At 71.0% G+C, this 14,679-nt stretch carries 10 protein-coding genes and 1 pseudogene; 2 read left to right on the top strand and 9 right to left on the bottom strand.

The features are described 5' to 3' along the window. The 5 genes and pseudogenes from E2E34_RS09395 to E2E34_RS09375 form a co-directional block, all read right to left on the bottom strand. Positions 1–216, bottom strand: a pseudogene (locus tag E2E34_RS09395) (ABC transporter permease); the annotation flags it as partial. Further along, complete coding sequence (locus tag E2E34_RS09390) at positions 203–1,159, bottom strand: ABC transporter ATP-binding protein (RefSeq protein WP_138901435.1); 957 nt, start codon at positions 1,157–1,159, stop codon at positions 203–205. The gene E2E34_RS09390 and the pseudogene E2E34_RS09395, both read right to left, overlap by 14 nt. A 37-nt stretch (positions 1,160–1,196) precedes the next feature. Further along, positions 1,197–2,450, bottom strand: a complete 1,254-nt coding sequence (locus tag E2E34_RS09385) for a LolA family protein (RefSeq protein ID WP_138901434.1) — start codon at positions 2,448–2,450, stop codon at positions 1,197–1,199. A 231-nt stretch (positions 2,451–2,681) separates the two neighbouring features. After that, complete coding sequence (locus E2E34_RS09380; protein WP_244315587.1) at positions 2,682–3,740, bottom strand: CHRD domain-containing protein; 1,059 nt, start codon at positions 3,738–3,740, stop codon at positions 2,682–2,684. A 119-nt stretch (positions 3,741–3,859) separates the two neighbouring features. Continuing rightward, positions 3,860–4,870, bottom strand: a complete 1,011-nt coding sequence (locus tag E2E34_RS09375; protein ID WP_138901433.1) for a polyprenyl synthetase family protein — start codon at positions 4,868–4,870, stop codon at positions 3,860–3,862. A 459-nt stretch (positions 4,871–5,329) separates the two neighbouring features. On the opposite strand from E2E34_RS09375, the gene fahA reads away from it, so the two are divergent. Together fahA and E2E34_RS09365 are read left to right on the top strand one after the other, a co-directional pair. Next, the gene (gene fahA / locus E2E34_RS09370) at positions 5,330–6,559 is read left to right on the top strand and encodes a fumarylacetoacetase (RefSeq protein ID WP_138901432.1); all 1,230 of its coding nucleotides are present in this window, start codon (positions 5,330–5,332) and stop codon (positions 6,557–6,559) included. Between the two features lie 104 nt (positions 6,560–6,663). Then, entirely contained in the window at positions 6,664–7,272 is a 609-nt protein-coding gene (locus E2E34_RS09365; RefSeq protein WP_138901438.1) for a Uma2 family endonuclease, read from the top strand. Positions 7,273–7,317: 45 nt separating this feature from the next. Here the strand turns inward: E2E34_RS09365 and recQ are convergent, their stop codons facing one another. The 4 genes from recQ to nuoL all read right to left on the bottom strand — a co-directional run bounded on the left by recQ (position 7,318) and on the right by nuoL (position 14,674). Continuing rightward, positions 7,318–9,357: a DNA helicase RecQ gene (gene recQ, locus E2E34_RS09360; protein WP_138901431.1), complete on the bottom strand. Its 2,040-nt coding sequence runs from the start codon at positions 9,355–9,357 to the stop codon at positions 7,318–7,320. A 141-nt stretch (positions 9,358–9,498) separates the two neighbouring features. Then, positions 9,499–11,154 carry an NADH-quinone oxidoreductase subunit NuoN gene (gene nuoN / locus E2E34_RS09355; protein ID WP_138901430.1) on the bottom strand — a complete coding sequence of 552 codons (1,656 nt, stop codon included), beginning with the start codon at positions 11,152–11,154 and terminating at the stop codon, positions 9,499–9,501. Further along, on the bottom strand, positions 11,151–12,728 hold the full coding sequence (locus tag E2E34_RS09350; protein ID WP_138901429.1) for an NADH-quinone oxidoreductase subunit M: 1,578 nt from the start codon (positions 12,726–12,728) through the stop codon (positions 11,151–11,153). The genes nuoN and E2E34_RS09350 overlap by 4 nt, the downstream gene beginning before the upstream one ends. A 5-nt stretch (positions 12,729–12,733) precedes the next feature. Further along, the gene (nuoL, locus tag E2E34_RS09345; protein ID WP_138901428.1) at positions 12,734–14,674 is read right to left on the bottom strand and encodes an NADH-quinone oxidoreductase subunit L; all 1,941 of its coding nucleotides are present in this window, start codon (positions 14,672–14,674) and stop codon (positions 12,734–12,736) included. Positions 14,675–14,679 lie beyond the last annotated feature (5 nt).

Genomic DNA, 14,679 nt, shown 5'->3' with positions numbered 1-14,679 from the left:
GCGGTGCTGGCCGCCGACCCGCGAACCGTCGCTCGTCTCGATCTTCACCGCGATGCCGATGAGGACGGGTACGGCGGCCAGCACCGCCAGCAGCGCGAGGGTGCGCCAGCGCCGGAAGGTGAGGGTCAGCTCGGAGCGCAGCAGGCCGAGGGCCCACAGCGCGCCGGGACCCCGCGCACCGTCCTCGCGCCGGACCGCCGTCTCAGCCCGCGACATCGAAGCCCTCCCCCGTCAGCGCCACGAAGGCGTCCTCCAGCGAGGCCCGCTCCACGCCGAAGGACCTCACCCGTACATCGGCCCGTACGAGCGCCGCGTTGAGGTCCGCCGGCTCGACCTCGCCGGGCGGCAGCTCGCCGGTCACCCGCTCCTGCGCGACCGTCAGGTCGGTGACCCCGTGTTCCCTGAGGACCCGCGCCGCCCGCGCCGGGTCCGGTGTGCTGACGGCGAGCCGCCCGCGCGCGCCGGCCGCCAGTTCGGCGACCGGGCCCTGGACGACGAGCCGGCCCCGGGCCATCACCGCCGCGTGGGTGCACACCTGCTCGATCTCGTCGAGCAGGTGCGAGGAGAGGAAGACCGTCGTGCCGTCCGCCGCCAGTTCCCGTACCAGCGAGCGGATCTCCCGCATGCCCTGCGGGTCGAGACCGTTCGTCGGCTCGTCCAGCACGAGCAGCCTGCGCGGCTGGAGCAGCGCGGACGCGAGCCCCAGCCGCTGCTTCATGCCCAGCGAGTACGCCTTGGCCTTCTTGCCGCCCGCCGCTGTCAGGCCCACCCGGTCGAGCGCCGCCGCGACCCGCGCCCGGCGGGTGCGCGGGTCGGCCGCCGGGTCGGCCGAGTCGTAGCGGATCAGGTTGTCGCGGCCCGACAGGAACCCGTACAGCGCGGGGCCCTCGATCAGCGCGCCCACCTGCGGCAGGACGCTGCGCGAGGCGCGCGGCACGGGGTGGCCGAGCAGCGTCGCCGTACCGGAGGTCGGTGCGATCAGACCCATGAGCATCCGGATGGTGGTCGTCTTGCCCGAGCCGTTGGGCCCGAGGAAGCCGAAGACGCTGCCGGCCGGCACGCCGAGGTCGAGGGAGTCGACGGCGAGCTGCCCGCCGCGGAACCGCTTCGTGAGCCCCCGCGTCTCGATCACGGTGTCGGTCGCGGCGTCACGGTCCACGGCGGACAACTCCTGCCTCCCGGTCTTCCCCGCTCGCCTACTTCGCCGCGTTCGCGGCCCTGACCAGCGCGTCCTGGGTGACCGCGCCGACGTACACCTTGCCGTCGTCCGTCATCAGGGCGTTGACGAGACGCGTCTTGAAGACCGTTCCCGAGCCGAACTCGCCGGACACCTTGTCGCCCAGCGCGTCCAGGAACTGCTCGGCCTCCGGGGGCACCTCGCCCTTCTCGGGCGCCTTGAAGTCCTTCGCGCCGCCGGGGGACGAGATCTCGGCGACCGTGGTCCAGCCCTCGCCGATGACGTTGAGGCCCTCGAAGTCCTTCGGGTCCTCCTCGCCCTTGAAGTCCTTGCCGAACTCCTTGCCGAAGTCCTTGCCGAAGTCCTTCTCGTGACCCTGCTCGTCGGCCTCGGTCACCTTCGCGCCCTTGGGCGGGCTGAAGCTGAAGGTGTCCGCCGCCGGCCGGGCGAAGTCGACCTTGGTGAAGCCGGCGTCGATCGCGGCCTTGCCGCCGCTGGTCGGCGCGAGCGTGAACTTGAGCGGTACGCCGTTCTCCGCGTCGACCGCGATCCTGATGGACTCGATCGTCGAGCCGGCCTGCTTGGGCTTGATGAGCAGCTGGTACGCGTCCCGGCCCGCGACCTGCGCCGTGCCGTCGACCGTCACGGACGTGGTCTTGTCCGCGGCCTTCAGCGCCTCCTCGGCCAGTGCCTTGGGGGTCGTGGGGACGCCCTCGGGCCGCTTCTCGTGCTTGCCGTCCTTGCCCGAGCCCTCGGCGCCGGCCGGGGCCTCGGCGTGGAACGCCTCGTTCGAGGCACTGTCGTACGCCCACACCTCACCGGCGTTGTGGATGAGGCTGTACTCGGCGGCGTCGTCCAGGATCGAGACCCGCTGCTTGTCCGGACCGTCGGCCGCCACACGCAGCGTGTGCGTACCGGAGGCCAGTTCCATCAGCTTGGCCTGCGGGTCGGCCGACGAACCCTCACCGTCGCCCTCGCCCTTGGGCGCCAGGCTGCCCGCGAGGCCGCCGAGCGAGGGAATGCCCAGGTCGGTGTTGATCTTCACGGTGCCGGAGAGCTGCTGCGTGTCCGACGCCGCGATCTTCTCGATCAGCTGCTGAGCGGTGATCTTCGGCAGGTCGGGGTCGCCGGAGTCGGCGAGCGCCGGGACGAGCCCGAAGGTCGCCGCCGCCACCCCCGCCACCGCGACCGGGACGATGTAGCGCGCGGCCTTCCGGCGCCCCGCGGTGGAGTCCCTGTCCTCGGTGGTCTGTGCGCTGTCGTTCGGTGCCATCTGTGCCCTACCTCCGTGGTTGGCGGCCGTCGTCAGTTGCACTCGTCCACCCCGCGCCGCCATTCTCACCCGTACGGGTGGGGAGTGGTGCTTACCATCTGACCAAATCGGCGGGCGGGAAGCGTCAGACCCCGGGATCAACTCATGTACTGCTCGGGGATGACACAAGGCTCCGGCGCCTCCCCCGTCAGAGAGCGAAGGCGCCGGTTGCCCCTTGCATCCAGTGGGTGGTCAGCGCTGGATGAAGACGTAGTCCGCCCGGTACGGAACGGCCGCGAGCGCGCCCGGCTCGCAGTCGCCGGCCGGTGCCGTGCCGCCCACCGTGTTCAGTCGCAGGATCTCCGTGGTCCGCGCGAGCAGCCCGTGCTCGGCGCCGGTGGACCGGGCCCGCAGGTCGAGTTCGGGGATGTTGCCGGCGCCGTTCGGGCTCCTGGCGATGAGCGAGCCGGTGACCGCGCTGCGGTCCGGCGCGATCCACTGCGGCGTACCGGAACCGGGCCGTACGAAGGAGTGGGCGATGCCGCCGGCGAGTACGGCGCGTACGTCGTACTGCTGGAACGCGCGCGTGCCGTCCGCCCCTTCCTGGCAGGTGTAGATCTGCTCGCCCTTGAGGACCCGGGCCTGGAAGCCGTGCAGCGCGCGGGCGAGGTCGAACCCGTCGGTGACCCGGTGGAACTGGCCGCGCACCGCGCCGCCCGGGAACTCGGCGGTGTGCAGGTTGGCGTAGAACCCGGTGGGGTTCGCCTTGAAGTCCGCCAGCAGGGCCGCGTTCGCGACCTCGACCGCACCGGTCGCGGTCCGCCACCCGCCCGAGCCCTTGCCGAGCCCCTTGCCCGCGGGCCTGCCCTTGCCCGCGGGATCGCCCTTGCCCGTGGCCCGGCCCTCGCCCGCGGCCTCGCCGTGGCCCTTCCCGAGCCGCGCGGTGAAGTCGATCTTGAGGCCGCCGTTGGTGCCCCTGGCGCCCTGGTGGATGTGGAGGGCGGTGGGCTTGCCGGTGCCGCGCCACTTCACGGCGAACGACACCGTGGCGCCCTCGATCCTGACGAACTCCAGCGCGACACCGTCCTTGTCGCCGGCGGCGGGTCCGCCCTCCACCGGCACCTCGTTGGCGCCCTTGAGGCTGGCCACGAAGTACGACGCGGCGCTGTCGCCGTGCCCGCCGGTTCGCGGGTGGGACCCCTTGCTGTCGGCGGCGGCCGGCATCACGGCCGTCATGACGCCCGCCGCCGCGACCGCGGCGGCGCCGATGACGGTGCTCCGGCGACTGCGTGTCCGTGCGATACCGCTCATGCCCGTACATCTCCCCGTTCCCGTGCCGCCGCCCGTCGCGCCGGCCTCCGAGCAGGGGTACGGAGTGAATCCGGGCGCACACTCAACGCGACGGCGTGACCCGGGTCACACTCGCATTGTTATCCGGCGCGGTGCACCACGGCGTCGCACAGCTCCTCCAGAGCCGCCTTCGCGTAGCACTCGGGCAGCGGCGCGAGCGAGGCCCTGGCCTCCTCGGCGTACCGGATGGTGTCGCGCCGCGCCTGGTCGAGCGCGGGGTGCGCGCGCAGGCGCCGCAGCACCTCGGCGAGCCTGGCGTCGTCCGTGAGGTCGCCGTCCAGCAGGGCGCACAGCTCGACGTCCTCCGGGCGGCCGTACTCGGCGGCCTGGGCGCGCAGCAGCAGCACCGGCAGGGTGGGGATGCCTTCGCGCAGGTCCGTGCCGGGCGTCTTGCCGGACTCGTGACTGTCGCTGGCGATGTCCAGTACGTCGTCGGCCAGCTGGAAGGCGGTGCCGAGGCGCTCGCCGTACTGCGTGAGGATGTCGACGACACGCTCGTCGGCGCCCGCCATTATGGCGCCGAAGCGCCCCGAGACGGCGATCAGCGAGCCGGTCTTGCCCGCGATGACGTCCAGGTAGTGCCCGACGGGGTCCTGGCCCTCGCGCGGGCCGGCCGTCTCCAGGATCTGCCCGGTGACCAGGCGCTCGAAGGCGTCCGCCTGGACGCGTACGGCCTCCGGGCCGAGGTCCGCCAGGATGCGCGAGGCGCGCGCGAAGAGGAAGTCGCCGGTCAGGACCGCGACGGAGTTGCCCCAGCGGGCGTTGGCGCTGGGGACGCCGCGGCGTACGTCCGCCTCGTCCATCACGTCGTCGTGGTACAGCGTCGCCAGGTGGGTCAGCTCGACGACCACGGCGGAGGGCACGACGCCCGGCGCGTGGGGGTCACCGAACTGCGCGGCCAGCATCACCAGCAGCGGGCGGAACCGCTTGCCCCCGGCCCGGACCAGATGGCGGGCGGCCTCCGTGATGAAGGGGACCTCGCTCTTGGTGGCGTCGAGCAGTCCTTCCTCGACAGCTGCCAGTCCGGTCTGGACATCGGTCTCAAGAGCCTGGTCCCGCACGCTCAGTCCGAACGGCCCGACGACGGTCACGAGGGTCACTCCTGTCTGCTGACGATCACACGGTTTGCCGATGTGTCGCTGTCTTCACTCAAGTCAGCCTATCCGGTCGCCTTTCGATCACAGTGAGCGCCTTCCCGTGGCCCTGAGCACAGTCCGATGAGCACCGCTCTGTTCCCTCTCGGCTGATACCGGCAGGAGTGGCCGCTTCGTCCCGCAGCGCGTCCGGCCGACGCCACCCACGACATTCCCGGCACAGACCGTGAAGCCGGTACGGAGAGATCTGTCGCCCCGGGCACACCCCCCGCACCCGGTCCGCCGAGACTCGCGGAGCGTCCGCGCCACCCCTCAAGCGCCCCCGGGGGACAGCGGCCCCAATTCCCCACTCCAGCAGGACCTTTCCGGACATCGGGAACTATTTAAGCACTGCCGTCCCAGGCGACTCCCACGTAACGTGTTGTCCTCCACGACCTGGAAAGCGAGGCAGCACCGATGCCCGAGCAGAGCCCGCTCGACCTGGCCGAAGGCGACCTCTTCGGCCCGCACAACCTCCCCTACGGCGTCTTCTCCACCGCGGACGAGCCCGAGCGCCGCCGGGTCGGTGTGCGGATCGGCGGCCACGTGCTGGACGCGGGGGCGGCGGCGCTCACCCTGGGCTCTCCGTACGCGGCGCTGCTCGCCCAGCCGACGCTCAATCCGCTGCTCGCGGCGGGGCGCACCGCCTGGCGCGACGTACGCCGGGCACTCACCGCGTGGGTCACGAGCCCGGCGCACCGGGCGGACATCGAGCCGCTGCTGCACCCGGTGACGGCGGTCACCCTGCACCTTCCGTACGAGGTCGCCGACTACGTCGACTTCTACGCCAGCGAGCACCACGCCACGAACGTCGGCAGGATCTTCCGCCCCGACGGCGACGCGCTGACCCCCAACTGGAAGCACCTGCCGATCGGTTACCACGGCCGGGCCGGCACGGTCGTCGTCTCCGGTACGGAGGTGGTGCGCCCCAGCGGCCAGCGCAAGGCGCCGACGGATCCGGCGCCGGTCTTCGGCCCCTCGGTCAAGCTGGACATCGAGGCGGAGGTCGGCTTCGTGGTCGGCACGCCCTCCACGCACGGCACGCCGGTCCCGCTCGCGGACTACCGGGAGCACGTCTTCGGCCTGTTCCTCCTCAACGACTGGTCGGCGCGGGACATCCAGGCGTGGGAGTACGTGCCGCTCGGCCCCTTCCTGGGCAAGTCCTTCGCGACCTCGGTGTCGGCGTGGGTGACCCCGCTCGAAGCGCTGGACGCGGCCCACACGGCGCCGCCGGCCCGCGACTTCCCCCTCCTGCCCTACCTGGACGACTCCGACGAGGAGGAGCCGGGCGGCTACGACATCCGCATCGAGGTGAAGATCAACGGCGAGGTGGTCTCGGCTCCCCCCTTCGCCACGATGTACTGGACCGCGGCGCAGCAGCTGGCCCAGATGACGGTGAACGGCGCGTCGCTGCGCACGGGTGACCTCTTCGGCTCCGGCACGGTCAGCGGTCCCGAGGTGAACCAGCGGGGCTCGCTCCTCGAACTCACCTGGAACGGCCGGGACCCGATCGAACTCGCCACGGGCAAGCGGACGTTCCTGGAGGACGGCGACGAGGTCACGATGACGGCCTGGGCCCCCGGCCCGCACGGCACGAGGGTCGGCCTGGGCGAGGTCACGGGGCGGATCGTTCCGGCATCGGAGTGACGGGGTGAGCGAGTCTCCCCCCGTACACACGAACGGGGGAGCCGCTTGCGAGCACCCGCCGTACGCTGGACGGACCCGCCAGACTCCGTCCCATGGGAGCACTGATGAGCGTCGTACCCGAGGACCCGGAGCCCACGTGGCCGGTCCCGCCCCCGGGCGGCTGGACCGCCGACGACCTGGACCGGCTTCCGAATCTGCCTCCGCACACGGAGCTGATCGACGGGAGCCTCGTCTTCGTGAGTCCACAGACCCTCTTTCATTCGCGGGCGGTCAGCTTCTTCGAGTGGCAACTGCAGTCCGTCGTCCCGCCCGAACTGGAGGTGGTACGCGAATTCACCATCGACATCGACCGCTACAACCGGCCCGAGCCCGACGTGATCGTCGTGGACGGTGACGTCATCGAGGACCCGGAGCAGACCCGGTTCCCCGCCGGGTCGGTGCGGCTGGCGATCGAGGTCGTCTCCCCCGAGTCCAGGTCGCGGGACCGTGAAACCAAGCCTGTGAAGTACGCGCGCGCCAGGATTCCCCACTTCTGGAGGGTCGAGAACAACGGCGGCCACGCCGTCGTCTACGTCTTCGAGCTGGAGCCGAGCACCGGGGCGTACACGAGCACGGGGATCTTCCACGACCGCATGAAGGTCCCGGTCCCGTTCCCCGTCGATCTCGACCTCAGCCGCATCACACCTCGCCGGAAGGCCGGCGGCCGGCAGTAGGACGGGCTGGGCCCTGCGGGCCCGGCTCCGCCCCGCCACTGGCGCTCACTGCGACTCGGGCGGCTCCGTGTCCCACTCGGGCTCCGCGTCCCAGTCCCAGTCCGCCGCCCCACCGTCGGCACCCGGTGACGCCGGGGCCACCGCCCCGGCCGGGGCCGCGGATCCGGCCGCCGGGGCCGATTCGCCCGCCGGAGCCTCCGCTCCGCCCAGCGCGCCGAGTACCCCCAGCACACCCTCCCCGTACGTGGCCAGCTTCTTCTCGCCGAGCCCGGCGATGCCGCCGAGCTCCGCCACCGAACCCGGCCGCACCGTCGCGATCTCCCGCAGCGTCGCGTCGTGGAAGATCACGTACGCCGGTACGCCCTGCTCCCGCGCCTGCTCCGCCCGCCAGGCGCGCAGCGCTTCGAAGACCGGGACGGCCTCCGCCGGGAGGTCCGCGTTGGCCGAGGCCGCCTTCGCCTTGCGCTCGCCCTTCGCGGCCCGGGCGGCCGGCACCGGCTTCGCCTCCTTGCGCAGCCGCACCTCCCGCTCCCGGCTCAGCACGGACGCGCTCGCGTCGGTCATCACCAGCGTGCCGTACTCGCCCTCGACCGCCAGCAGCCCCTGGGCGAGCAACTGCCGCACCACGCCCCGCCATTCGACCTCGGACAGCTCCTCGCCGATGCCGAACACCGACAGCTGGTCGTGGTCGAACTGGATGACCTTCGCGGTCTTGCGCCCCAGCAGGATGTCGATGATCTGGCCCGCCCCGAACTTCTGGCGGCGCTCCCGCTGCAAGCGCACCACCGTCGACAGCACCTTCTGCGCCGGCACGGTCCCGTCCCACGTCTCGGGCGGCGTCAGGCACGTGTCGCAGTTGCCGCAGGACGCGGCGCCGGGCTCCTGCCCGAAGTAGGCGAGGAGCTGCGCCCGGCGGCACTGCGCCGTCTCGCAGAGCGCCAGCATCGCGTCGAGGTGCGACGCCGCACGCCGCCGGAACGCCTCGTCGCCCTCGCCGCCCTGGATCATCTTGCGCTGCTGCACGACGTCCTGGAGGCCGTACGCCATCCACGCCGTGGACGGCAGCCCGTCACGTCCGGCGCGGCCCGTCTCCTGGTAGTAGCCCTCGACCGACTTCGGGAGGTCCAGGTGCGCGACGAACCGCACGTCCGGCTTGTCGATGCCCATGCCGAAGGCGATGGTCGCGACGACGACCAGCCCCTCCTCGCGCAGGAACCGCGACTGGTGCGCCGCGCGCGTCCCCCCGTCGAGCCCCGCGTGGTACGGCACCGCGTCGATGCCGTTGCGGCAGAGGAACTCCGCCGTCTTGTCGACGGAATTGCGCGAGAGGCAGTAGACGATGCCCGCGTCGCCCGCGTGCTCCTCGCGCAGGAACGACAACAGCTGCTTCTTCGGGTCCGACTTCCCGACGATCCGGTACTGGATGTTGGGGCGGTCGAAGCTCGCCACGAAGTGCCGCGCCTGCTCCATCCCGAGCCGCTGCGTGATCTCCCGGTGCGTGGCGTCCGTCGCGGTCGCCGTCAGCGCGATCCTCGGCACCTCCGGCCAGCGCTGCCCCAGCACCGAAAGGGTCAGGTAGTCCGGCCGGAAGTCGTGGCCCCACTGGGCCACACAGTGGGCCTCGTCGATCGCGAAGACGGAGATCTTGCCCCGGGACAGCAGGTCGAGCGTCGCGTCCAGGCGCAGCCGCTCCGGCGCCAGGTACAACAGGTCCAGCTCGCCGGCCAGGAACTCCGCCTCCATCGCGCGCCGCTCGCCGAAGTCCTGCGTGGAGTTGATGAAACCGGCCCGCACACCGAGCGCCCGCAGCGCGTCGACCTGGTCCTGCATCAACGCGATCAGAGGGGAGATCACGATGCCCGTACCGGGCCTGACCAGCGCCGGGATCTGGTAGCAGAGCGACTTTCCGCCGCCGGTCGGCATCAGCACGACGGCGTCTCCGCCGGCCACGACATGCTCGATGACCGCCGCCTGCTCGCCGCGGAACGCGTCGTACCCGAACACGCGATGCAGCGTCTCCAGGGCGTCGCTCCGCGTCACCGCACCGGCTTCGACCGCCTCGACCATGCCACCTGTCCCGTCCATCGCTCTGTCCCCCGTACGTTCCGTCCCCCGGCACCCCACGATAGGGGCACGCACTGACACCCCGGCCCAAAAGCTGCCGCCCGGCACCCCCGCGAGGAGGGGAACCGGGCGGCGGTCACGCACCGACGGTCGGCCGTGCGGTCAGCGGACGAAGACTCCCGCCTGGCCGGCCAGGTCCAGGAAGTACTGCGGCGCGACGCCGAGCACCAGCGTCACCGCGACGCCCACCCCGATCGCCGCAGTCGTCAGCGGCGACGGCACGGCGACCGTGGGGCCGTCCGCCTTCGGCTCGCTGAAGAACATCAGGACGATCACCCGGATGTAGAAGAACGCGGCGATCGCCGACGAAATCACACCGACCACGACCAGCGCCCCGGCCCCGCCCTCGGCCGCCGCCTTGAAGACCGCGAACTTGCCGGCGAAGCCGGACGTCAGCGGGATTCCGGCGAAGGCCAGCAGGAACACCGCGAAGACGGCGGCCACCAGCGGCGAGCGCCGCCCCAGGCCCGCCCACTTCGACAGGTGCGTCGCCTCGCCGCCCGCGTCCCGCACCAGCGTGACCACGGCGAAGGCGCCGATCGTCACGAAGGAGTACGCGAGCAGGTAGAAGAGGACGGACGAGATGCCCTCGGGCCGGGTCGCGATCACACCGGCCAGGATGAACCCGGCGTGCGCGATCGACGAGTACGCCAGGAGCCGCTTGATGTCGGTCTGGGTGATCGCAACGATCGCGCCGCCCAGCATGGTGACGATCGCGATGGCCCACATCACCGGACGCCAGTCCCACCGCAGGCCGGGCAGGACGACGTACAGCAGCCGCAGCATGGCGCCGAAGGCGGCCACCTTGGTCGCGGCGGCCATGAAGCCGGTGACCGGGGTCGGAGCGCCCTGGTAGACGTCCGGGGTCCACATGTGGAAGGGGACCGCGCCGACCTTGAACAGCAGGCCCATCAGGATCATCGCGCCGCCGATCAGCAGCAGCGCGTCGTTGCCCATGGTGTCGGCGAGCGCCGGGTCGATCTGCTTGACCGTCCCGTCGACGACGCTCGCGATCCTGGCGTACGACACCGAGCCCGCGTAGCCGTACATCAGGGCGATGCCGAACAGCAGGAACGCCGACGAGAAGGCTCCCAGCAGGAAGTACTTCACCGCGGCCTCCTGCGACATCAGCCGCTTGCGGCGGGCGACGGCGCACAGCAGGTACAGCGGGAGCGAGAAGACCTCCAGCGCCACGAACAGCGTCAGCAGGTCGTTCGCGGCCGGGAAGACGAGCATCCCGGCGACCGCGAACAGCATCAGCGGGAAGACCTCGGTCGTGGTGAAACCGGCCTTGACCGCCGCCTTCTCGCTCTCACTGCCCGGTACGGACGCGGCCTGCGCGGCGAACGAGTCGACGCGGTTGCCGTGTGCGTCCGGGTCGAGCCTGCGCTCGGCGAAGGTGAACACGGCGACCAGGGAGGCCAGCAGGATGGTCCCCTGCAGGAAGAGCGCCGGGCCGTCGACCGCGATGGCGCCCTCCGCCGCGATCTGCGCCTTCGTGGTGCCGTACCCGCCGGCCGCGAGCGCCACGACGGCCGCGAAGGCGGCGGTGACGGCCACGACCGACAGGAACAGCTGCGTGTAGTACCGGGCCTTGCGCGGCACGAAGGCCTCGACGAGTACGCTGACGACGGCCGCGCCCACGACGATGAGCGTCGGCGACAGCTGGGCGTACTCGATGTGCGGGGCCGTGAAACCGCCCTCGGCGCCGGGCGCCGCGACCGTCGTCCACAGGCTGTGGACAGCTGATGCGCTCACTTGGCCGCCTCCGCCTCAATCTCGGGGGTGGGGTCCGTTTTGCGGACGTCGTTCATGGTGTGCTGCACGGCCGGGTTGACGACGTCCGTCAGCGGCTTGGGAAAGACGCCGAGGAGCAGCAGCAGCGCGATCAGCGGAGCCACGACCACCAGCTCCCGGGCCTTGAGGTCGGGCATGGTCCGCACCTCGGCCTTGACCGGCCCCGTCATCGTCCGCTGGTACAGGACGAGCGTGTACAGCGCGGCGAGGACGATGCCCAGCGTGGCCACGATCCCGGCCACCGGGTACGCCGCGAACGCGCCGACCAGCACCAGGAACTCGCTGACGAACGGCGCGAGACCCGGCAGCGACAGCGTCGCCAGGCTGCCGACGAGGAACGTCCCGGCGAGCACCGGGGCGACCTTCTGCACACCGCCGTAGTCCGCGATGAGCCGCGACCCGCGCCGGGTGATCAGGAAGCCGGCCACCAGCATCAGTGCGGCGGTCGAGATCCCGTGGTTGACCATGTAGAGCGTCGCGCCCGACTGGCCCTGGCTCGTCATCGCGAAGATGCCGAGGACGATGAACCCGAAGTGCGAGATCGAGGCGTACGCGATCAGGCGCTTGATGTCCCGCTGGCCGACCGCCAGCAGCGCGCCGTAGATGATGCTGATCAGCGCCAGCACGATGATCGCGGGCGTCGCCCACTTGCTGGCCTCCGGGAAGAGCTGGAGGCAGAAGCGCAGCATCGCAAAGGTGCCGACCTTGTCGACGACCGCCGTGATCAGCACGGCGACCGGGGCGGTCGCCTCGCCCATGGCGTTGGGCAGCCAGGTGTGCAGCGGCCACAGCGGCGCCTTCACCGCGAACGCGAAGAAGAAGCCGAGGAAGAGCAGCCGCTCCGTGTTGGTCGCCATCTCCAGCTCGCCGCTCGCCCGCGCCTCGACGATCTCCGAGAGCGAGAAGCTCCCGGCGACCACGTACAGGCCGACGACGGCGGCCAGCATGATGAGTCCGCCGGCCAGGTTGTAGAGGAGGAACTTGACGGCGGCGTACGAGCGCTGGGTGGCCGCCGCTCCGTCGGTGCCCGCGTGCGCCCGGTCCCCGAAGCCGCCGATGAGGAAGTACATCGGGATGAGCATGGCTTCGAAGAAGATGTAGAAGAGGAAGACGTCGGTGGCCTCGAAGGAGATGACCACCATCGCTTCGACCATCAGGATCAGCGCGAAGAAGCCCTGGGTGGGCCGCCAGCGTGAGCTCTTGGTCTCCAGGGGGTCGGCGTCGTGCCAGCCCGCGAGGATGATGAAGGGGATCAGCAGCGCCGTGAGCGCGATGAGCGCGACGGCGATGCCGTCCACGCCCAGCTCATAGCGGACCCCGAAGTCGGGGATCCAGGCATGGGACTCGGTGAGCTGGTAGCGGTCGCCGCCGGGCTCGAAGCGGATGAACACGACGGCCGCCAGAACCAGCGTGGCGAGCGAGAAGAGCAGCGCCAGCCACTTGGCGGCCGTGCGGCGCCCGGCGGGCACGGCGGCGGTCAGGACCGCGCCGACCGCCGGGAGCGCCGCCGTGACCGTCAGAAGGGGAAAAGACATCGTGATCAGACCGCCCTCATCAGCAGGGTCGCGGCAATGAGGATCGCCGTACCGCCGAACATCGAGACCGCGTACGAGCGGGCGTAGCCGTTCTGCAGCTTGCGCAGCCGGCCGGAGAGCCCGCCGACCGAGGCCGCCGTTCCGTTGACCACTCCGTCGACCAGGGTGTGGTCGACGTACACCAGCGAGCGGGTGAGGTGTTCGCCGCCGCGGACCAGGACGACGTGGTTGAAGTCGTCCTGGAGCAGGTCGCGCCGGGCGGCGCGGGTCAGCAGCGAGCCGCGCGGGGCGACGACCGGGACGGGCCCGCGTCCGTACTGGAGGTACGCGATCGCGACGCCGGCCAGCAGGACGACGACCGTCATGCCGGTGATGACCGGGACGCTGATCGGCGGGTGCGGGTGCTCGAACTGCGTCACCGGCTCCAGCCAGTTCACGAACCGGTCGCCGATGCTGAAGAACCCTCCGGCGAACACCGACCCGAAGGCGAGCACGATCATCGGGATCGTCATCGACTTGGGCGACTCGTGCGGGTGGGGCATCGCGCCGGGCGTGACCTCGATGCCGGGCTCGACACTCGCCGCCTTGTCCGGGTCGGGGGCGGGCTGCCAGCGCTTCTCGCCGAAGAACGTCAGGATCATCACGCGCGTCATGTAGTACGCCGTGATGCCCGCGCCCAGCAGCGTCACCGTGCCGAGGATCCAGCCCTGGGTGCCGCCCGAGGCGAAGGCCGCCTCGATGATCTTGTCCTTGGAGAAGAAGCCGGACAGACCGGGGAAGCCGATGATCGCGAGGTAGCCGAGTCCGAACGTCACGAAGGTCACCGGCATGTACTTCCGCAGGCCGCCGTACTTCCGCATGTCGACCTCGTCGTTCATGCCGTGCATGACCGAACCGGCGCCGAGGAAGAGGCCCGCCTTGAAGAAGCCGTGCGTCACCAGGTGCATGATCGCGAAGGCGTAGCCGATGGGTCCGAGGCCCGCCGCGAGGATCATGTAGCCGATCTGCGACATCGTCGAGCCGGCCAGCGCCTTCTTGATGTCGTCCTTCGCACAACCGACGATCGCACCGAAGAGAAGCGTGACCGCGCCGACCACCACGACCGCCGTCTGGGCGTCGGGGGCGGCGTTGAAGATCGCGCCGGACCGGGTGATGAGGTAGACGCCGGCGGTCACCATCGTGGCGGCGTGGATGAGGGCGGAGACCGGGGTCGGGCCCTCCATCGCGTCACCGAGCCACGACTGGAGCGGCACCTGCGCCGACTTGCCGCACGCGGCCAGCAGCAGCATCAGCCCGATGGCCGTCATCTTGCCCTCGGTCGCGTCCCCGGTCGCCCCGAGGACCGGCCCGAAGGCGAAGGTACCGAAGGTGGTGAACATCAGCATGATGGCGATGGACAGGCCGATGTCGCCGACGCGGTTGACGATGAACGCCTTCTTGGCCGCCGTCGCCGCGCTGGGCTTGTGCTGCCAGAAGCCGATGAGCAGGTACGACGCCAGGCCGACGCCCTCCCACCCGAAGTACAGCAGCAGGTAGTTGTCGGCGACGACCAGCAGGAGCATCGCCGCGAGGAAGAGGTTCAGGTAGCCGAAGAAGCGGCGACGGCGTTCGTCGTGCTCCATGTAGCCGACCGAGTACAGGTGGATCAGCGTGCCCACACCCGTGATCAGCAGTACGAACGTCATCGACAGCTGGTCGAGCTGGAACGCGATGTCCCCCTGGAAGCCCTCCACGGGCACCCAGGTGTAGAGGTGCTGACGCATCGTCCGCGCCTCGACGTCGTACCCCAGCATCGCGCCGAACAGGACCAGTCCGAGCACGAACGAGGCCGCCGCGAGCGCGGTGCCGATCCAGTGGCCGACACGGTCGAGCCGCCGCCCGCCGCACAGCAGGGCCGCCGCTCCGAGCAAAGGCGCCGCTACGAGCAGCGCAATCAAGTTCTCCACGATTC

This window comes from Streptomyces albidochromogenes (genome assembly GCF_005981925.1).
Lineage (GTDB): Bacteria > Actinomycetota > Actinomycetes > Streptomycetales > Streptomycetaceae > Streptomyces > Streptomyces albidochromogenes.
The sequence above is the reverse complement of the archived record's forward strand: the minus strand, read 5'-3'. Positions and strand labels throughout refer to the sequence as shown.